This window comes from Miltoncostaea oceani (assembly GCF_018141545.1).
GTDB classification, from domain to species: Bacteria; Actinomycetota; Thermoleophilia; order Miltoncostaeales; family Miltoncostaeaceae; genus Miltoncostaea; species Miltoncostaea oceani.
Map to the genome: position 1 here is coordinate 26792 of NZ_CP064358.1, position 19807 is coordinate 46598.

Below are 19807 nucleotides of genomic sequence, written 5' to 3' on the forward strand. Positions count from 1 at the left end.
GGCTAGCCCTCCAGGCGCTGGTAGACGTGGATCGCGCCGACGGCACCCGGGCCGCCACGGCACGCGGAGACGCCGATCGCGGCGTCGGCGCGCTGCATGTCCTTCGGGGCGGTGCCGCGGAGCTGCTCGACGATGTCGACCGCCTGCGTCGCCCCCGTCGCGCCGAGGGGGTGGCCCTTGCAGAGCAGGCCGCCGGAGAGGTTCACCCCGACCTTCCCGTCGATCCAGGTGGAGCCGTCGGCGGCGCCCTGCCAGCCCTTGCCCTTCTCCGCGAAGCCGAGGCCCTCGATGCCGAGGGGCTCCTGGATCGCGAAGGAGTTGTAGATCTCGGCGACGTCGACGTCGTCGGCGGTGATCCCCGCCATCGCGTACGCCCGCTGGGCGGGTTCCGCGAAGAGGCGGTGGGCGTCGTCGAGGGTGTCCGTCGCGGCGTACCACGTGCCCGTCGCCATCTGGCTGGCGGTGACGTACACCTGCGGCTTGTCGGGCTGGTCGCGGAGGATCTCCTCGCGGCACAGCACCAGCGCCGAGCTTGCGTCGGTCATGGGGCAGACCTCGTAGAGCTTCAGGGGGTCGGCGACCTTCGCGGACCGCATGACCTCCTCCACCGTGCACTCGAAGCGCAGGTGGGCGAACGGGTTGCGAGCCCCGTAGTGGTGGTTCTTGACCGAGGTGTGGGCGAGGTCCTCCTCGGTCAGGCCGTACGTCTGCATGTACTTGCGGGCCGTCAACGCCACCCCGGAGGGGAACGTCAACCCGGAGAAGTACTCCTCCTTCGAGTCGGCGGCCTGGGCGATGATCGACGTGCCCTCGACGGTGGCGAGGTCGTTCATCTTCTCGACGCCGAGGACCATGACGGTGTCGTAGAGGCCGGAGAGGATCGCGACGCAGCCGAGGTGCAGGGCCCAGGCGCCGGTGCCGCAGGCGGCCTCGACGCGGACGGAGCCGGCGGGGACGACGCCGAGGTGGTGGGCGACCATCAGGCCCGTCGAGTTCTCGTAGTTGAACCCGACCGAGCCGACGTTGCCGACGTACAGCGACTGGATGTCCGACGGCTCGACGCCGGCGTCGGCCATCGCGGCCCGGCCCGACTCGACCGCGAGGTCGCGCAACGACTTGCCGTGCTGGATCTTGTGGGGGGTCTTCCCGATCCCGAGAACGCCGACGCGCATCACGCCTCCTTAGTGCGGTTCGGCCTGGCGGCCGCGGGTCCAACGGTAGTACGTCGACAGGTCGATCGCCTCGCCCGGGATCTGCTCCGCCGTGCCCGCCGGGGCGGGGGTGCCGGTGACCTCGATCTCCTGCGCGATCGCCTCGCCGCCGCCGTAGCCGAGGGCGATGAGGTGGTCACCCGCCGAGGCCCGGTCGAGGCCGAGGGCGAGGGCGACGCCGACGGAGGCGGCGCCGAGGTTGCCGATCTCCCCGACGAAGCTGGTGTGCTCCAGCTGCTCCGCCGAGACCCCCGACTTGCCGAGGCCCTTCAGGGTCGCGGGGTGGGGCTGGCTCGCGGCGACGGCCGTGTACCCGGAGGTGGGCCGCTCCGTGATCCGCTCGAGGCCCGCCAGGGCCTCCTTCGTCGTCGCCCCGTAGGCGTCGAACAGCACCTCGAGGCGGTACCGCGCCTCGGGTTCGGTGCCGAGGCGCCACACGTCGTAGACCTCACGCGACGCGCGGGCGGTCGCGCCGAGGCGGGCGACGCCGCCGGACGCGCCGACGAGGAACGCCGTCGCGGCCCCGGCGGAGAGGGTGTCGCAGACGCGGTCCTCGTAGGAGACCAGGTGGTCCGCGGCCACGACCAGCGCCGGCGGGTTGCCCTCACCGGCGAGGGCGCCGGCGATCTCCAGGGCGTCGAGGAGGGACCCCGAGTGGCCGCCGACGTCGATCGGCAGGACGCCGTCGAGGCCGAGGGTCCGCGCGAGGGTCGCCGACAGCTTGCGCAACCCGAAGGGCGGCGACTGGCTGACGGTGATGACGACCCCCGGTGCCTCCGCCCCGGCGAGCGCCGCGACGGAGGCCTCGTAGGCCATCGTGAGGGTGTCCTCGTCGAGCGCCGGGGTGCACAGCGCCTTGGAGCGCGGGCGGCCCGGGCGGCCGAAGAAGGACTGGATCTCCTTGAGGGGGGCCCGGTAACGGGGCAGGTACGCCCCGTACCGGAGGATGTCCGCCACCGCTAGCGCTTGATCGTGATGCCGGCGGCCTCACGGTCGAACGTGTCGGCGGTGATGCCCTCATCACGCAGCTTCACCTTCTGCACCCGCTCGGTCGGCGTCTTGGGGAGCTCGGGGACGAACCGGATGTAGCGGGGCACCATGAAGTACGGCATCCGCTCCGCCATCCAGTGGGTGTACTCGATCGGGTCGGGGGCCTCCCCCTCGGGGATGCAGACGATCATGATCTCGTCCTCGCTGGAGGCACCCTCACCGGCCTTCACGCCGATCGCGGCGGCCTCCTTGATGTTCGGGTGGTCCGAGGCCTGACGCTCGACCTCCATCGAGGAGACGTTCTCGCCACGGCGCCGGATGTAGTCCTTCACCCGGTCCATGAAGTAGAAGTACCCCTCCTCGTCCATGCGGCCGAGGTCGCCGGTGTGGAGCTTCAGGTTCCGGAAGTCCTCGGCGGTCTTCTCCGGCATGCCGTAGTAGGCGCGCATCACGATGTTCGGGATCTTCATGTCCACCACGATCTCCCCCGGCGTGTTCGGGGGCAGCGGCCGGTCGGTGCCGGGCTCCACGATCGTCACCTCATACCCGGGGTTCGCCTTGCCCATCGACCCCGCGACAGCCGGCTTGGTCGGGTCCATGTAGGTCGCCATGCCGGTCTCGGTGAGGCCGTAGCCCTCGATGAACTTGACGCCGAACCGCTCCTGGAACTCGTTGTAGATGTCCTTCGGGGCCGGTGCCGCGAAGCACGTGTGGACCTTGTGGGCGCGGTCCAGGTCCGACGGCGGGATGTTCCAGATGAAGTACGACACCGCCCCGATCGAGTTGAAGACCGTCGCCTCGGCGTCCTTGATCTGCTGCCAGAACTTGCTGGAGGAAAAGCGCTCCACATAGGCGACCCGGCCGCCGGCGACAAGCGCCGGGTACCCCGACAGGACCTGGGCGTTGGAGTGGAACAACGGCAGACAACTGAAGAACGTGTCCTCCGCCAGGGACTCCACCGTCTTGCCGGCCGTCGCCGACACCACCTCCAACAGGCCACGCGCCGAGAAGTAGTCGGCGGCGTTCTGCTTGATGACACCCTTCGAGCGGCCCGTCGTGCCGGAGGTGAACATGATCCGGGCGTCATCGGTCCAGCTGTAGGTGATCCCATCCGGCTCACCGTCAGAGCCCTCCATCAACGCCTCGAGGGGCTCCCACTTCAGCGACGGGTCCGGGCCCTCCTGGTTGCCCGTCCTCATCACGATCACGTGCTCCAGGAGGGGGAGCTCGCCCTTGATGAGGTCGAGGCGGTCCAGGTACAGGTCCGAGATCACCAGCTTCTTGGCCTCGACGAGGTTGATCGTCCAGGACAGGAAATCACCCTTGTAGGCGGTGTTGATCGAGCTCATCACCGCACCCGCCTTGAGGATCCCGAACCACACCGGGATGAACTCCTCACAGTTCGGGAGCATCACGCTCACCGACTCACCCGGCTGCACGCCACGGGCGACCAACGAGTTGGCGATCCGGTTGGCGCGGGCGTTCACCTCGCCGTAGCTCACCCACGGGTTGTCGGCGAACTTGAGGTAGTCCCGGTCCGGCGTCTCGCTCGCCCGCGTCTTCAGGACCTCGGCCAGGACCCACTTGGTGGGATCCTCCCGCGCATACCAGTCACTCCACTCGCCCATGTCTCCTCGTTCCCCCTTGGATGCGTGTTGCGGTACCCGGGTGTGCCTCGCGCGCCCCTAGGCGGCGACGAACTTCGGCAGCGTGATCTCGTCGGTGACGTCGTGGAAGACCAGTCGGACCTTCATGCCGATCTTCACGTCGTCGGGGTCGATGGAGGGGTAGCCCTCCTCGTCCTTGACGAGGTTCGACATGAGGCGCACGCCCTCGTCCAGGTCGATCAGCGCGACGGTGTGCGGCGGGTCGCCCTTGTAGGCCTTGCTCGGGCCGATGAAGTGCACCGAGTAGGTGTAGACGGTCCCGTTCCCCTTCGACTCGGTCCACTGGGTGGGCTCGAGCGTGCCGGGGACGAGGGCCCGGGGGTACCAGAACGGCTTCCCCTGGGCGTCGGTCGGCAGCAGGAAGGTGTGCTCGTGCATCGCCTTCCACCAGTGGTCCCCCTCGGGACGCATGTCGGGGAGGGGCTTGGTGTAGGCCGGCTTGGTGGTCTCGTCGCTCATTCTCGTCTCCCCTTGCCCTAGGCCGCCGACGGCGGTTCGCTCGACAGGACCAGCGCGCTCGTCGCGGCGAGGATGCCGCCCGAGCCCGTGGTGATGGCGAGCTTGGCGTTCGGCACCTGGTGGTCGCCGCCACCGCGTGCGGTGTCGTCGGCCTCGCCCCGCAGCTGCAGGGTCGCCTCGACGATGTGGTGCATCGCGCCGAGGTGCGCCTGGCGGATCAGGCCGCCGTGGGTGTTCATGGGGAGGGCGGCGCCGAGCTTGGCGTTGCCCTCGAGCACCCAGTCACCGGCCTCGCCGGGACCGCAGACGCCGATGCCCTCGAGGGCGATGAGCGGGGTGAAGCTGAACGAGTCGTAGATCTCGGCGACGTCGAGGTCCTTGACGGTGACGCCGGCGACCTCGAGGGCGCGGCGGCCGGCGCGGCCGAGGCCCTGGCGGACGCCGTCGACCGACTCGGCGGAGGTGATGTACTGGTGCGAGAAGCCCTCGCCGATGCCCGTGATGTAGACGGGCTTCGGGCGCATCGACTTGGCGCGGTCGGCGGTCGTCACGATGAACGCCGCGGCGCCGTCGGAGACCAGCGAGCAGTCCATCGCGTGGAACGGGGTGGCGATCCACCGGTCGTTCATGACGTCCTCGATGGTGACGACGTCGCGGAGCATCGCGTTCCACTTGAGCGCGGCGTGCTCGGACTGGGTCGCCACGACCGCGGCGAGCGCCTCCTGCGGCACGTTGTGCTCGTACATGTACCGCTGGGCGAGGAGGCCGTAGCCGCCGATGGTGGTGAGGCCGTAGGGGGCCTCGTAGGCGCCGTGGCTCATCTCGCGGGCCATGGCGATCATCCCGGAGGAGCTGATCCCCGACCGGGTGTTGTCACCACGGACGCAGAGGACCGTCTCGGCGAGGCCGGCGTCGATGGCGAGGGCGGCCTGGACCGCCATCAGCGGCGCGGTGGCGCCACCGACGGCGACGGAGGCGAAGTAGCCCGGCTCCATCCCGAGGTAGTCGGCGAAGGTCGTCGCGTGCATCAGCGTCGACTCGACGAACGAGAACGCGGTGACCATCCCGTCGACGTCGCCGAGGGTGATGCCGGCGTCGTCCAGGGTGATCTTGGTGACCTCGGCGAGGAGCTGGAACGACCCGCGCCCCTCGAGCTTGCCCTGCTCGGTCTCCCCCACCCCGGCGATGACGATGCCCTTTCCGAGCATCCGTCGTGCTTCGCGCAGGTTGGGCGTGGCCTCGCTCATCCATCCTCCTCGTGGTCGCCTGAAAGGGCCAAACGGGGCCGTCGGCGGCCGACGGCCGCTGAGGCGACCAGAGGCATCGCAGGGCCGAGACCAGGCCGGGTGGCCCGCACGGGTGCGAACGCTACCAGTGTCACGAGCCGAGCGTCAAGACGGCCGGAGGGGCGTTTTTTTCCTGCAAATTGGGCGTTTCAGGGCCCTTTCGGACGGTCGCCGGACCCCACGGCCCGCCCGCGTGCGCCTTGGTACGATCGCCCGGTCTTCGACCCCTTCCGGCAAGGAGCTCCACCCTGTCCGCCTCCGACCCCAACTACGACGCCGCGAACGACACCTACCGGCAGATCTACCGCGGCCACGACAACGCCTCCGCCGTGACGAACACGGAGGGTCTGACGGTCTTCTTCGACCCGGACACCAACGAGGTCCTCGGGTTCTCGATCGCGTCCTTCTCCGCCTACTACGAGTCGCACAAGACCCCCGACGGCGAGTTCGAGGTGAACCTGCCGGCGAAGGTCCCGGCGAACCTCGAGGAGGAGATGGACTTCGACGCCGAGGCGATCCGCTCGGGCGTCCGCATCGCCGAGTTCTACTAGGCGGGGGTCCCCCCGCCGCCGAGGCGCCCGGAGGCCGGCCCGACCATGATCCCGTCGGGCCCCTTGCCCGACGGCACCATCGGGAAGACCTTCGCGAGGGGGCTGACGTGCACGTCCACGAGGGCGGGCCCGTCGGCCGCGAACGCCTCGGCGATCGCGCCGTCGAGGTCCTCGGGGGCGTGGACGGTGGCGGCGTGGATGCCGTAGGCCTGGGCGATGCCGGCGAAGCTCGGCTGGAACGGGGCGAAGCTCGACCCGGCGTACCGGCCGTCCCAGAACAGCTCCTGCCACTGGCGGACCATGCCGAGGTAGCCGTTGTTCAGGATCACGACCTTCACCGGCAGGTTGTACATCTGGGCGGTCGAGAGCTCCTGGAGGGTCATCTCGAACGACCCGTCGCCGGAGATGACGACGACGAGCTCGTCGGGGAGGGCGACCTGGGCGCCGAGGGCGGCGGGCAGGCCGAAGCCCATCGTCCCGAGGCCGCCGGAGGTGATCCACCGGCGGGGACGGTCGAAGACGTAGTGCTGGGCCGCCCACATCTGATGCTGGCCGACGTCGGTGCAGACGATCGCGTCGCCGCGGGTGATGCGGTACACCGCCTGGACGACCTCCTGGGGCTGGATGACGCCCGGGTCCTCGTCGATGCGGTACGGGTGCTGGCGCTTCCAGCCGGCGATCTGGTCGACCCACGCGGCGCGGCGGGCGGCGTCGTGGGGCTCGGGGAGCGCCTGGTACGCCTCGGCGAGGGCGGCGAGTGCGGGGGCCGCCTGGCCGGCGATGCCGATGTGGGCGGAGCGGTTCTTCGAGATCTCCGCCGGGTCGACGTCGATGTGGATGATCTTCGCGTTCGGGGCCCACTCGTTCATGACGGTGGACAGGACCCGCTCGTCGAAGCGCACCCCGACGGCGAGGATCACGTCGGAGGACTGGAACGCGTAGGTCGCGGCGGCGATGCCGTGCATCCCCGGCATGCCGACGAACAGGGGGTGGGTGCCGGGGAAGCCGCCGAGGCCCATGAGGGTGGTGTTGACGGGGATCCCGGTGATCTCCGACAGGCGGGTCAGCTCCGCGGAGGCCTCGCCGCTGATGATCCCGCCGCCGGCGTAGATGACGGGGCGCTCCGCGGCGCGCAGGGCGCGGGCGGCGGCCTCGAGCTGGCGGGGGTGGCCGGCGCCGTCGGGCGGCCGGTAGCCGGGCATCGGCGGGTCGGTCTCGGTGTAGTCCTCGACGTCGCGGGCCCACTGGTCGACGCAGACGTCGACGAGGACGGGGCCGGGGCGGCCGGTCTGGGCGACGTGCAGGGCCTCCGCCATCGCCTGCGGCAGGTCGTCGGCGTCCTTGATCAGGTACGAGTGCTTCACGATCGGCAGGGTGATGCCGACGATGTCCGCCTCCTGGAAGGCGTCCGTCCCGACGCGTGACGCGCCGACCTGTCCGGTGATCGCGACGAGCGGGACGGAGTCCATGTAGGCGTCGGCGATCGGGGTGACGAGGTTCGTCGCCCCCGGCCCGGAGGTGGCGGTGCAGACACCGGCCCGCCCGGTCACCTTCGCGTAGCCTTCGGCCATGTGCCCGGCGCCCTGCTCGTGCCGCACGAGGAACGTGCGGATGTCCGGATCGTCGTGGAGGGCGTCGAACAGGGGGATGACCGGCCCGCCCGGCAGGCCGAAGATGGCATTGACGCCGGCCCTCTTGAGGCTGGCGAGGGTCGCGTCGACCGCGCGCATTCTGTGTCCTTCCGCCCTGTCGTACGAAGGTCTGGCGAGCGAGTGTAAAGGACCCGGCCGGGGTAGGTCCCGACCCAAGGAGGCCCCACAACGATGAGCACCACACCACCGCCCGCCGGCGACGCCGGCAAGCCCTCGTTCGCCGAGGAGAACGCGCTGCGGATCGCGTCGGAGTCGATCACCCACTACGACGCCGCGTCCGACACCTACCACTGCAGCTACGGCCCGCCCGTCCCGGCCGTGACGGTCCACGACCCCGAGCGTGGGCTCCTGGTCCGGGTCGAGCCCCAGAGCCGGCAGGTCGTCGGGTTCTCGATCCCCCAGTTCAAGCAGTGGCACGCCGAGCACGCCGACGAGGGCGGGGAGTTCCAGATCGACCTCCCGTCGATGTGGGCGCTGAGCCCTGACGACGACATCCCCGAGGCGCCGCCGGAGGCCCCCGCGACCTGAGCCGCGAGGCGCTCCCCGGGGGGCGTTCGGTACACTCACCTGATCGTTTGAGCCAACCGGCACGAGGAGCCCGAATGGCGGTCGAGAGCCAGCGCGTCGAGGATTTCCGCCTCACCAAGGAGCCGTACTACCTGCCCCTGGGCAACGAGGTGGAGCTCTTCGAGTCGGCCTACCACGCGCGTCTGCCGGTGATGCTGAAGGGCCCCACCGGCTGCGGGAAGACGCGGTTCGTGGAGCACATGAGCTGGCGCCTGAAGCGCACGCTCGTGACCGTCGCCTGCCACGAGGACCTGACGGCGTCGGACCTCGTCGGCAAGTACACCCTCCGCGGTGACGAGACGATCTGGCAGGACGGGCCGCTGACGACCGCGGTGAAGGCCGGGGGCATCGCGTACCTCGACGAGGTCGTCGAGGCCCGCAAGGACACCACCGTCGTCATCCACCCCCTCACCGACGACCGGCGGGTGCTGCCCCTCGAGAAGAAGGGCGAGATCGTCAAGGCGCCCGACGAGTTCCAGCTCGTCATCTCGTACAACCCGGGGTACCAGTCGGTCCTGAAGGACCTGAAGCACTCGACCAAGCAGCGCTTCGTCGCGATCGAGTTCGACTACCCGCCCCCGGACCTCGAGGAGTCGATCCTCAAGGCCGAGGCCGGCATCGACGACGACACCGCCGCCAAGCTCGTGAAGATCGCGGAGAAGGTGCGCAACCTCCGCACCCACGGCCTCGAGGAGGGCGTCTCGACGCGTCTGCTGGTCTACGCCGGCCAGCTCATCCAGGGCGGGGTCGAGCCGATCGCGGCGTGCGAGGCCACGATCTGCAAGCCGATCACCGACGACCTGGAGATGCAGCGCTCGATCGTCGAGATCATCGCGACGCAGTTCTAGCGGGGCGGGGCGCGCCGTGACCTTCGGTCCCGCCGTGGGCAACGTGGGCATGTACGTCGCCCGCGAGATGCTGATCTCGGTCCCCGAGGACCAGCGCCAGGCGTACCTGCGCATGGTCGAGGAGATCTCGGACCTGAAGTACCAGCTCGGGGTGGAGGTCGCCCGCCAGCTGCCGCGGCTGCTGGCGGAGGCCGACCCGGAGCGGGTCGAGCGGTACCTCGCGCAGGTGCGGGAGGTCGCGGCGACGGGGTGGAAGAGCGGCGTCGAGGTCGCCAAGCAGCTTCCCGACCTCTACGACGCCCCCGACGCGACCCTCGCCGGCGCCTACGTGGACATCGTCTCCCAGGCGACCGCGGGGCCCCCCGAGGACACCGAGACCGCCCAGCTCGCGACGGAGCTCGACGCCCTCGAGCGTGAGCTGCGGGAGATGGAGCCGAAGGTGAAGCGGGCGCAGGAGCTCCGCACCCAGCTCGCCGCCCGGGACCGCCGCGACGAGAAGCGCCGCAAGCACGCCGTGGAGCTGGCGTCGGCGCTCCCGCCGATCCTCGCCCGCCTCCGTCCCCGGTACCGGCCGGCGTACCTCGACCAGGTCCGCCAGGTCGCCGCCGCCGACCCCGAGGCGTCGCTGGAGGCCGCCGACACCCTCCTCGACCTGTTGAACGGGGAGCGCGTCTCGACGGACGGGGCGGCGGAGTGGGTGACTCGCGGGCTGGAGGTCCTCGACCGCAACAAGGAGGTCGGCCGCGGCTACTTCCGCCTCGGGTCGAAGTACTCCCTGCAGGTCCTGGAGGAGCTGAAGGAGGGCCTGGCGCTGAAGTCCGTCGCCCGGGTCCTGAAGCTCTACGCGACGGCCCTCTCGGGCCACGAGGTCGCGATCCGCGGCACGAACGAGCTGCAGGCCGTCGACGCGTACGGGGCGGACCACATCATCCTGCCCCCGGAGATGCACTTCTTCGAGGACGACGCCGGCAACTTCACGGCGTACAAGGTCGCGACCGCCCACGGCGCCGGCCGGATCGAGTTCGGCACCTACGAGTTCTCGCTCGGCGACATCCCCGAGACCGTCGAGCACCTGCGGGCCCGCTACTCCCAGGAGATCCGCTGAGCACCCTGCGCGCCACCGACACCGACCTCACCCGGTTCTACGGGCTGTTCCCCCAGCCGGCGCTCGCCCGCGACCTCTTCAACATCGTCGAGGGCCACCGCGTCGACGCCGCCATCCGGCGGGCGTACCCCGGGATCCGCCGTGACATGGCGATGATCCAGACCGCCAGCGCCGAACGCCGCCCCGAGCTGGCGACCCTCTCGGACGCCCAGGCCGTCGTCGAGGCGCTGCTGCAGCACAGCCTCGGCCTCTCCCCCGACCGCACCGAGCTCGCGCCTGTCACCCAGACGGTGATCGTCCAGGCGATCGAGCTGCTCGTGACGATCGAGGCCCCCGAGAACCGGGTGGGGGACGCCGCGACCCTCACCGGCCGCCTCTACGCCCTCATCGACGAGGGCCTCGCCGACCCCGGTCAGCGGTCGATGCCGCAGCAGGAGGAGGGCCCCCAGGACCCCGGCACGCCCCCGCCGCCGGGTGAGGGCGAGGAGCCGCCCCCCGCCGGCTCCGGGGTCGAGGACTACGAGCAGATGGAGCTGCCGCCGTTCATGACCCCCGTCATGGAGCAGCTCGTGCGGCCCCCCTCCGACGCCCCCGTGAAGCGGGAGGCGGACCAGGCGGAGGGCCAGGAGGGCGGCGAGGGCGAGAAGAAGCCACCGGCGGAGGACGAGGCCGGCGACGCCGACAAGGCGATGTCGACGAGCGAGGCGCAGGCCGGTCAGGGCCAGCCCGACGAGGTCGCCCAGCAGACCTCCTCCTCCGGTGAGGAGGACGCACCCCCCGGGTCCGCCGACGGCCGCTCCGACGACGCCGAGGGCGGCGGGTCGGACTCCCCCGACCAGACGGGCCTCGCCGACGTCCCCCACGTGGAGCCGGAGGCGGAGGAGTCCGACCTCGGTGAGCAGGTCTTCCACTACGACGAGTGGGACCACAAGATCGAGGACTACCGGCCGTCGTGGTGCACCCTCACCGAGCACCGCCAGACGCGGACCCAGGAGGGCTTCGTCGCGGCGACGTTCCACGAGTTCGGCGGGATCGTCACCCAGATCCGGCGCAACTTCCAGCTGATGCGCCCCGAGGCGCTCCGGAAGATGCGCTACCAGGAGGACGGCGACGACCTCGACACCGACGGCCTCGTCGAGTACGTCGTCGACCGCAAGGCCCGCGTGTCCCCCACCCCCCGGGTCTACATCAAGCGCGACAAGCGCGACCGGGACGTGACGACGGCGTTCCTCGTCGACATGTCGAGCTCCACCGACCGCAAGATCGACGGCCGGAAGCGGATCATCGACATCGAGAAGGAGGCCCTCCTCCTGATGTGCGAGGCCCTCGAGGCGATCCGCGACGAGTACGCCATCTACGGCTTCTCGGGGTCGGGCCGCGAGGACGCCCAGTTCTACGTCGTGAAGGAGCTGGGGGAGCGGTACGACGACCGGGTGAAGGGACGCATCGGCGGCATCTACGCCCGCCAGAAGACCCGGATGGGGCCGGCGATCCGGCACGCCACCCGCCGCCTCGCCGCCGCCGACTCGAACGTGAAGCTGATGATCCTCCTCACCGACGGCAAGCCCTACGACTCCGACACCTACCAGGACAACGCCTACGCGCAGGAGGACACGAAGATGGCCCTCCGCGAGGCCCGCCGGGAGAAGATCCACCTGTTCTGCGTGACCGTCGACCGGGAGGGCGCCGACTACCTCCCCCACATGTACTCGGACGCCAACTTCGTCGTCGTCGACGACGTCCGGACCCTCCCGCAGAAGCTCCCCCAGCTGTACCGCCGCCTCACGACCTGACCCCGACCGGGGTACACGACTCGCGCCACCGGGGGTAAACGACTCGCGGCCCGGGCCGTCCCGCGAGCCGGTTCCCCGGGGTCACCGACTCGCGGACGGGGGGATCCCGCTCGCGGACGGGGGGATGCGACTCGCGCACCCACGTCCCCCACCCCGTTTTCTCCACAGGCCCGCCGTCGCCGCGAGACCCCGACCGGGGTAACCCGCTCGCCCCGACCGCCCGGCGAGCCGGTGACCGGGGTAGCCGCCTCGCGCGGCACGGGGGGTAACCGACTCGCGTCGACCCGGGGGATGCGACTCGCGCGCGGACGCCGTTCTCCCCTGCAAAACGACCACTTCCGCCGCCCGTAGGTTTAAGGGTTAATAGGGGTTAGGGAAAAGAACAGAGGCCGTGGCCGGCCGAACCGCTTCGCGGCCCGGCCACGGCGCGAGCCGGTTACCCCGGTTGCGGTCTCGCGACCCGTGGTGTCCGGCCGACCGCCGCGCAAGACTTGTCGGGTGCCCCCCTCCCCCGCGTCCCGCCGCAACGAGACCGTCCCCCTGGAGCGTCCCGGCGTCCGCCGCCGCGAGGGCTCCGCCGCCGCGGACGACAACCACCTGAGCGGCGCGGAGGCGCAGCTCGCCCTCTGCGAACCGGACCACCTCCGCCGCCTCGAGCAGCCCCTCAAGTACGGCTTCGCGGACCGCTCCAGCGCCCGGAAGGGCCTCGAGGTCGCCGCCGGCGTCGCGATCGCCGACCGCCTCGGGTCGATCCGCCAGACCGCCGGCCCCCCGATCGGCCGTCACGGGTACATGGCGATCGTCTGGCTGGGGTCGCGGTGGCTGCAGCTCGAGCAGGCGGGGGCGTCGGCGGTGCCGTTCACCCAGTACCGCCTCCTCCACGACTTCGGGTGGGCGGAGTCCGGCAAGAACGCCCGCCAGGCCCTCAAGCGGACCCTCCTCAACCTCCAGGATGCCCGGTGGGAGGGTGAGGTCAACGACTCCGAGACGGGCCGCAAGACCCACGAGGACCACTTCGGGATCATCGACCGCGTCCTGTGGCCCGTCGTCTCCGACGGCCGGCTGGAGCGCCTCGGCTACATCTTCCTCGGCAGCTGGTTCCTGGAGCAGCTCCGCCACGAGGCGGGCGTCTACATCGACTGGGACGTCCTGCGGGACCTCCCCCCCATCGCCCGCAAGCTCTACGGCCTGCTGGAGAACGACCGGTTCGAGGACGCCGGCGACGGCGAGGAGTGGCAGGCGTACTGGCTGGGGCCCCCGTTCTTCGCGAGCGTCGGCTCCACCTGCGCGCGGGAGCGCGACAACGTCGCCGCCGTCTCCCGCGCCTGCGAGGCCGTCGCGAGCCACCCCGGCACCGGGTACCGGTTCGTCCGGGAGCGGGTCGCCGTCGACGACGGCTGGGCCCACCAGCTGATCGTCACCCGCCCCGCCGGCACCGCCGGCCGCCGCTCCCCCCGCACCCTCACCCGCACGGGGACCTAGATGTAGTCACCCGGAGCGTTGTTGACGGTTCCGGGTTGACGTAGGGAGGACCCCCGAGGCTCTGTGGAGGTGTCGAAGCCTTCCCAGCCCCAAGGGGGTCCTCGTGGCGCACGCTAACGCCCGTTTGACCGTTCACGGAAGGGCACTGCTCGTTGAACGGGTCCTGGCCGGCCATCGCCCGGCTGATGTCGCCCACCAGATGGGCTGCTCGAGAGCTTGGAGTCGCCCCGCTTTGGCGGACAGTTTTCCTAGGCCGCCGACTCCTGCCGGCGGTGGTGCTGTGCCTCGAACTCGGCGGGGCTGAGGTAACCGAGGCCCGAGTGCCGGCGGCGTGGGTTGTACCAACTCTCGATGTAGTCGTAGATCGCGGTCCGCGCCTGCTGGCGGGTCGGCCAGGAGCGTCGGTCGATCAGCTCGGTCTTGAGGGTCGACATGAACGACTCGGCGAGGGCGTTGTCATAGGCATCGCCACGTGAGCCCATCGACTGGGCGATCCCCGCCTCGCGCAGGGCGCGTCCGCAGGCGAAGCTCGTGTACTGGGATCCCCGGTCGCTGTGGTGCACCAGCTGGCCGGGCTCCACCTGGCGCCGCCACAGCGCCATCTGGATCGCATCGACGACCAGTTCGGCCCGCAGGTCCTCGCGCATCGACCAGCCGACGACGCGGCGGCTGTAGGCATCGACGACCACCGCGACATAGAGCCACCCCGCCCAGGTCCGCACGTAGGTGATGTCAGCCACCCACAACGCGTTCGGGCACTCGGCGAGGAAGCGTCGCTCCACCAGATCCGCGGCCGGGGCCCGCAGCGGGTCGCGCTCGGTGGTGCGCTGGAAGCGGCGCCGGTGGGTGCCCTCGATCCCCGCCTCGCGCATCAACCGGGCGATCCGCTTACGGCCGTGGCGGTGGCCGTCAGCACGCAGTTCGGCGTGGATGCGGGCGGCGCCGTAGGTGCCGCGGCTCATCCGATGCACCGCGCGGAGCCGCTCGAGGAGCTGTTCATCCTCGCGCCGGCGGCTCGACGGTGGTCGGGCGGCCCACGAGTAGAAGCCCGAGCGTGAGACGCCGAGCGTCCTGCAGAGGGTGGAGACCCCGTGTGCGGCCTTCTCGGCGGCGATGAACCGGTAGAGGCTCACCGCGTCGTCTCCGTGGCGAAGAAGGCCGCGGCTTTTTTCAGGATCTCCCGCTCCTCACGCAACACCTTGTTCTCACGCCGAAGCCGGGCGAGCTCGGCGCGTTCGTCGCTGGTGAGCCCCGGCGCCGTGCCCTGGTCGATCTGCGCCTGCTTGACCCACCGGCGTACCGCCGTCTCGCTGAGGTCGAGCTCTCGACAGACCGCCCCAATGGACTTCCCCGAGGACTCGATCAACTCGACCGTGCGGGCCTTGAACTCCTCACTGAACTCCCGCCGTGCCCGTCGCTCCCGCTGCTCCATGTGGACCTCCTTGGAGAAGCATCATCGCCTCTCCGATGGTGTCCGCAGAAGCGGGGCGACCCCAGCCACCGCCTACAAGTGGCTGCGGCGCTACCGGGCCGAGGGGGCCGGCGGCCTCCTCGATCGCTCGAGCCGGCCTCTTCACTGCCCGCACCGCACCGACGAGGCGACCGAGCGACAGATCCTCAAGACACGCCGCATCCATCGACGCGGAGCCCAGTGGATCGGCGACGAGCTCGGAATCGCGGCCTCGACGGTGGGCCGAGTACTCGCCCGCCACCAGATGCCGCTGCTGCGTGACCTGGATGCGCTCACCGGAGACCCCGTGCGGCGCGGGCCGATCAGCCGCGTGCGCTACGAGCGCGCACGGCCGGGTGAGTTGATCCACATCGACGTCAAGAAGCTCGGGCGGATCCCCGAGGGCGGGGGCTGGCGGGCCCATGGCAGAGGGCCAAAGCCGGTGATCAACCGCGCCCAGGGCTATGACTATGTCCACTCGGCGATCGACGACCACTCACGGCTTGCCTACGCGGAGATCCACCCCGACGAGCGCGGTGAGACCTGCGCTGCCTTCATCGAGCGGGCGGCCCGCTTCTTCGGCTCGATGGGCATCACCCGCATCGAGCGGGTGATGAGCGACAACGCCCTCAACTACCGGCGCTCGAGCGCATTTCAGGATGTCCTCGGCGAGATGGGCGCTCGCCATGTCCTGATCCGCCCCCACTGCCCGTGGACCAACGGCAAGGTCGAGCGGCTCAACCGCACGCTGCTCAGGGAGTGGGCCTACTCGCAGGTCTTCACCTCGAACGCCGAGCGGGCCGCGTGCCTGCCAGAGTGGCTCTGGCACTACAACACGCGGCGCCGCCACAGCTCACTGGGCGGCCTCCCACCGATCAGCCGCCTGTCAACAACGTGGTGAGCGACTACACCTAGACCCCCACCCGGGGCCCCCACCATCCTGCGACGCCCCGTGGTCCGGGCGTCCCCCTCCCCCCGGCCGCGAGTCACTTCCCCCGGTACCCGACCGACGTCCCTCCGGCGGTCCCGGCACGACCCGGCCGGCGGCGGCGGTCCGCCGGAGGGGAACGCCGTCCGGGACGCCGTCTAGCGTGCCCGCATGCATGCATGCACAAAGGAGGACATACGATCACGCGCGCGAACATGACGGCATGAGCGACACCACGCCTGCACGCATCATCACCGTGGCGGCGGCGAAGGGCGGGGTGGGGAAGACGACCCTCGCCTACGAGCTCGCCGCCGCCCTGTCGGGGGTCCTCGTCGACCTGGACTGGGACGCGGGGGGCGCGACGCGGATGTGGGGGCACGACCCGACCCGCGCCGCCCGCGTCCCGCTCCTCGACGCGTTGGAGCGCGGCCCCGAGGGCCGGCCGCCGCGTCCGAAGCGCCGCGCCAACCAACCGGCCCTCGTCCCCGCGCACCCGGACCTGTCGGCGAGCCGCATCGACGCGGACCTGGTGGGGGACTGCCTCCGGGCCTGGGCCGCCGCGTTCGAGGACCCCTACCTGGTGGTCGACACCCACCCGGGGGCGAACCCCCTCACCGACGGGGCGATCCAGGGGGCCGACCTCGTCGTCGTCCCCGTCGTCCTCGGCGCCCGGGAGATGGACGCCCTCGAGGCGATCGTCGCGGACTACCGGGACTACCGGCTGCTGCTCGTCCCGACGATGGTCCCCGCCGTCCCGCCGCGGCGGTTCGTGGAGCGGCTCGCGGGTCTCGCGGAGGCGGGCCGGATCACCGTCGCCCCCCCGGTCTCCGAGCACCGCTGGATCCGCCGCCGCCTGCGCCGCGCGGCGCTCGTGACCCAGCCCAACCCCGGCGTGCGGGTGCGCGCCGCGGCCGCCGAGTTCCGTGCGGTCGCCGACACCGTGGAGGTGGCATGTGGCTGACCAGGCCAGCGGGATCGACCTGATGCGACGGCGGATCGAGCGCGCGAGCCGTCAACCCCCGCCCGCGCCACGCACCCGGCCGGCGACCACGCCCGGCGCCGGGGCGGCGACACCGGACCCGGACCCCGTCGCCGCGCCCGGGGCCGCGGCGACACCGGACCCGCCGGCGTCGGTGGGGGAGGGGGGAGGGGCGACCCGCGCGACGAGGACGCCGCGGCGTGCCGCACCCGCGGCGGCCCGCCGGCCGCGCCTCGCGCCGGACCTGCCACCGGTGAACCTCGCGATCCGGGTGCGGAAGCCGCTCGACGACCACCTCGCCGACGTCATCCACGACCTCCGCCGCGCCGGTGTCCGCACCAGCAAGGTGGAGATCATCGAGATGCTCCTGTGGGAGCAGACCTCCGAGGACGCCACCGCGATCCGGGAACGCCTCGGCGCCTTCCGTGCCGCGGCGCCCCGGGGCGCCGGCGCCGCCCTCTAAGGGGGGCCCGTTAAACACGACCGGCCGGGTCCCGAGGGACCCGGCCGGCAGGTGCAGCCGACTTCGAGAAGCTGGGGCTCAGACGCCCGGGGGCTTCGGGAAGCGGTGACGCATCGTGTACTGGTACGGCGTGGCGAAGAGCAGGTCGCCGATGTCCTCGGCGGTGCGCTCGATCGTCTGCGTCCAGATGGTGTCCGCACCCGGGATGATGAGGTCGAAGTTGAAGCTCATCAGGCCGATGAGCTCCTTGACCGGCATCATGGCGCCGAGGTTGTCGAACGGCGTGGCCGTCAGGGCCCACGACCGGATCGCGCCGGCGGACGCCGTGCGGATCGACTCCGGCTTCAGCTGGAAGCGGTGCTGACCCTCGGTCTCGGGACGGCCCATGGCCGCCGCCGTCGCCTTGGTCACCTCGGACGGGAGGTAGGTGAGGTCCCACTTCGTCGTCGTGAGGGACGGGTCCGTGATGAGCCGCAGGTTCATGCGCCCGTACTTCGGGTCGCCGTAGAAGCTGGGCTTCGCCGGAAGCTCGGCGTCGTCGTACCGGCCCGTCGCGGTGTGGATGAGGTACCCACGCCGCTCCATGGTGAAGTTGAAGTAGTCGTTGCCGAAGCCGCCGTAGCCGTCGTCCTCCTTGCCACCGTGCTCCTGGGTGACGATGTAGGCGATCTTCTTCGGGAACCCGAAGGGCTCGCGGCCGGCGAACACGGCTGCGTCCTGCGTGAGGTACATGTACGGGTAGTAGCCCGCGTAGTACGTGTTGCCGTCGTGGCCCTTGGCCGAGACGGAGACCGTCACGCCCATCTCGCCGTACGGGCCGAGACCGGTGTGCAGGTGGTCCACGTACCAGAACTCGACGACGTCGTCCTCGAGCTCAACGCACTTGGGGAGGATGCGACGGAGAGCCGCCTCGTCCACCCGGTAGAAGAACGCCGACCAACGCGAGTTCGTGTAGGTCAGCGGGACGATGTCGTAGTCGACCAGCGGGTCCGCGATGCCCTGCGAGATGATGTCGCGCTTGTCCCGGTCAAGGGCAAGCGGCGGGGCGTCGCCCGAGTCGATCCACGGAACGCTCGTGACGTTCAGCTGCGCCATAGCGCTGTTCCTCCTTGGAATGGCGTCACCGCGACGGGGATGCCCCTGTGGGAGCGGACGCCCCCGTCACGGTTGATCACGATCTGACCTAGTCCCTACGCGCCGAGGCCGATGGGCTTCGGGAAGCGGTGGCGCAGACCGAAGCGGTACGGCTTGGCCGCGCCCGCCCAGGTCGCGTCCCGGGTGTACGTCTCGGTCCAGGGGACCTCGCCGGCCGGGATGATCAGGTCGAAGCTGAAGGTCATCAGGCCGATCATCTCCTTGGGCGGAAGCTCGTGCCCAAGGTTGTCGTACGGCGTGGCCTGCATGAACCAGTTGATGCTCTCGGGGCTGGCGGTGCGGATCGACTCCGGCTTCACCTGGAAGCGGTGCGAACCCTCGGAGTCGGGGCGGCCCATGGCCGTCGCGAGGTCCTTGGTCACCATCGAGGGCAGGTAGACGAGCTGCCACTCGGAGCTCGAGAGGTCCGGCGCGGTGACGACCTTCATGTTCATCCGGCCGTAGTCCGTGTTGCCGTAGAAAGCGGGCTTCGCGGACAGGTCGGCGTCGTCGTACTTGCCGGTCGCCGAGTGGAGCACGTACCCGTTCCGGATCATGAGGAACGAGAAGTAGTCGAACTGGTAGTTCTTGCCGTCCATGACCCCGTAACCGTCATCGGGCGCCCCGCCGTGCTCAAGCACGCGGATGAAGGCTTCCTTCTTCGGGAAACCGAGCACGCGACCGGCGTCGATCGCGGCGTCCTGGGTCAGGTACATGTACGGGTAGTAGCCGGCGTAGAGCGTACGGCCGTCACCGGCCTTGTGGCTCGCGGCCACGGTCACACCCATCTCGCCGTACGGGCCGAGCATGGTGTGGTTGTGGTCGACGTACCAGAACTCGACGATGTCGTCCTCGAGGTCAAGGCAGTCGGGAAGCACGCGCCGAAGCTGCTTCTCATCGGCGCGGTAGAAGAATGCTGACCAACGCGAGTTGGTGTAGGTCAGCGGCAGAGTGTCGATGTCCCAGATGGGGTCGACGAGCGAGTAGATGAACGCGGTCTTCTCGTCACGGTCGACAGGCGAGGGAGGAATCTCCCCCGTCTCTGCACCCGGGACCTGCGTCACGGCGAACTGCTCGGCCATAGACGGGCTTCCCCCTTATTCGGAAAGGGCAGCTGCACATTGCTCGCGGCGGGAGCCCGCAGCCGGACCCCGTCCAGAGGACGGGAAGGCACCGGGCGTCACCGAGAACGTGCAAGCAGCATATGTCACGTACGGGGGGTCGTCAACGCCATCGGTACCC

The 19807-nt window shown here is 70.5% G+C and carries 18 protein-coding genes and 1 pseudogene; 10 read left to right on the forward strand and 9 right to left on the reverse strand.

Translation table 11 applies throughout. From position 1 onward, the window contains the following. Positions 1–2 precede the first annotated feature (2 nt). Genes IU369_RS23055 through IU369_RS23075 form a run of 5 tightly spaced genes read right to left on the reverse strand, consistent with a single transcriptional unit; the run spans position 3 to position 5574 of the window. Entirely contained in the window at positions 3–1172 is a 1170-nt protein-coding gene (locus tag IU369_RS23055; protein WP_217925195.1) for a thiolase C-terminal domain-containing protein, read from the reverse strand. A gap of 9 nt (positions 1173–1181) precedes the next feature. Continuing rightward, positions 1182–2168, reverse strand: coding sequence for a hypothetical protein (locus tag IU369_RS23060; RefSeq protein ID WP_217925196.1), 987 nt, complete (start codon positions 2166–2168; stop codon positions 1182–1184). 2 nt (positions 2169–2170) lie between these two features. After that, the gene (locus IU369_RS23065) at positions 2171–3829 is read right to left on the reverse strand and encodes an AMP-binding protein (RefSeq protein ID WP_217925197.1); all 1659 of its coding nucleotides are present in this window, start codon (positions 3827–3829) and stop codon (positions 2171–2173) included. 57 nt (positions 3830–3886) lie between these two features. Continuing rightward, entirely contained in the window at positions 3887–4327 is a 441-nt protein-coding gene (locus tag IU369_RS23070) for a Zn-ribbon domain-containing OB-fold protein (RefSeq protein WP_217925198.1), read from the reverse strand. A gap of 17 nt (positions 4328–4344) precedes the next feature. Continuing rightward, positions 4345–5574, reverse strand: a complete 1230-nt coding sequence (locus IU369_RS23075; protein ID WP_217925199.1) for a thiolase family protein — start codon at positions 5572–5574, stop codon at positions 4345–4347. A 239-nt stretch (positions 5575–5813) separates the two neighbouring features. On the opposite strand from IU369_RS23075, the gene IU369_RS23080 reads away from it, so the two are divergent. Further along, positions 5814–6164, forward strand: coding sequence for a hypothetical protein (locus tag IU369_RS23080; RefSeq protein ID WP_217925200.1), 351 nt, complete (start codon positions 5814–5816; stop codon positions 6162–6164). Here IU369_RS23080 and ilvB read toward each other — a convergent pair. Beyond that, entirely contained in the window at positions 6161–7894 is a 1734-nt protein-coding gene (gene ilvB / locus IU369_RS23085; protein WP_217925201.1) for a biosynthetic-type acetolactate synthase large subunit, read from the reverse strand. The genes IU369_RS23080 and ilvB overlap by 4 nt on opposite strands. A gap of 93 nt (positions 7895–7987) precedes the next feature. Between ilvB and IU369_RS23090 the strand changes: the two genes are divergently transcribed. The 6 genes and pseudogenes from IU369_RS23090 to IU369_RS23490 form a co-directional block, all read left to right on the forward strand. Next, positions 7988–8344: a hypothetical protein gene (locus IU369_RS23090; RefSeq protein WP_217925202.1), complete on the forward strand. Its 357-nt coding sequence runs from the start codon at positions 7988–7990 to the stop codon at positions 8342–8344. Between the two features lie 74 nt (positions 8345–8418). After that, positions 8419–9231: a CbbQ/NirQ/NorQ/GpvN family protein gene (locus IU369_RS23095; RefSeq protein ID WP_217925203.1), complete on the forward strand. Its 813-nt coding sequence runs from the start codon at positions 8419–8421 to the stop codon at positions 9229–9231. A 16-nt stretch (positions 9232–9247) separates the two neighbouring features. Next, entirely contained in the window at positions 9248–10336 is a 1089-nt protein-coding gene (locus tag IU369_RS23100) for a hypothetical protein (RefSeq protein ID WP_217925204.1), read from the forward strand. 146 nt (positions 10337–10482) lie between these two features. Further along, the gene (locus IU369_RS23105; protein WP_217925205.1) at positions 10483–12129 is read left to right on the forward strand and encodes a nitric oxide reductase activation protein NorD; all 1647 of its coding nucleotides are present in this window, start codon (positions 10483–10485) and stop codon (positions 12127–12129) included. Positions 12130–12627: 498 nt separating this feature from the next. Next, positions 12628–13611 (forward strand): replication initiator protein A, encoded by a 984-nt coding sequence (locus IU369_RS23110; RefSeq protein ID WP_217925206.1) that lies wholly within the window; start codon positions 12628–12630, stop codon positions 13609–13611. A 103-nt stretch (positions 13612–13714) separates the two neighbouring features. After that, a pseudogene (locus tag IU369_RS23490) lies at positions 13715–13825 on the forward strand (IS481 family transposase); the annotation flags it as partial. Between the two features lie 34 nt (positions 13826–13859). On the opposite strand, the gene IU369_RS23120 reads toward IU369_RS23490, so the two are convergent. Beyond that, a protein-coding gene (locus IU369_RS23120) for an IS3 family transposase (protein WP_217921543.1) occupies positions 13860–15043 on the reverse strand; the annotation gives its coding sequence in 2 pieces (ribosomal slippage) (positions 13860–14773 and positions 14773–15043; 1185 coding nt in all). Between IU369_RS23120 and IU369_RS23125 the strand changes: the two genes are divergently transcribed. The 3 genes from IU369_RS23125 to IU369_RS23135 all read left to right on the forward strand — a co-directional run bounded on the left by IU369_RS23125 (position 15042) and on the right by IU369_RS23135 (position 17431). Continuing rightward, a complete protein-coding gene (locus tag IU369_RS23125) occupies positions 15042–15962 on the forward strand; it encodes an IS481 family transposase (RefSeq protein ID WP_425516848.1) in 921 nt (306 codons plus the stop codon). The genes IU369_RS23120 and IU369_RS23125 overlap by 2 nt on opposite strands. A 250-nt stretch (positions 15963–16212) precedes the next feature. Beyond that, positions 16213–16950, forward strand: a complete 738-nt coding sequence (locus IU369_RS23130) for a ParA family protein (protein ID WP_217925209.1) — start codon at positions 16213–16215, stop codon at positions 16948–16950. Continuing rightward, positions 16943–17431: a hypothetical protein gene (locus IU369_RS23135; protein ID WP_217925210.1), complete on the forward strand. Its 489-nt coding sequence runs from the start codon at positions 16943–16945 to the stop codon at positions 17429–17431. Before IU369_RS23130 ends, IU369_RS23135 begins: the two co-directional genes overlap by 8 nt. 78 nt (positions 17432–17509) lie before the next feature. On the opposite strand, the gene IU369_RS23140 is transcribed toward IU369_RS23135, so the two are convergent. Both IU369_RS23140 and IU369_RS23145 read right to left on the reverse strand, forming a co-directional pair. Then, on the reverse strand, positions 17510–18526 hold the full coding sequence (locus IU369_RS23140) for an acetoacetate decarboxylase family protein (protein WP_217925211.1): 1017 nt from the start codon (positions 18524–18526) through the stop codon (positions 17510–17512). Positions 18527–18621: 95 nt separating this feature from the next. Further along, entirely contained in the window at positions 18622–19647 is a 1026-nt protein-coding gene (locus IU369_RS23145) for an acetoacetate decarboxylase family protein (RefSeq protein WP_217925212.1), read from the reverse strand. Between the last annotated feature and the right edge of the window lie 160 nt (positions 19648–19807).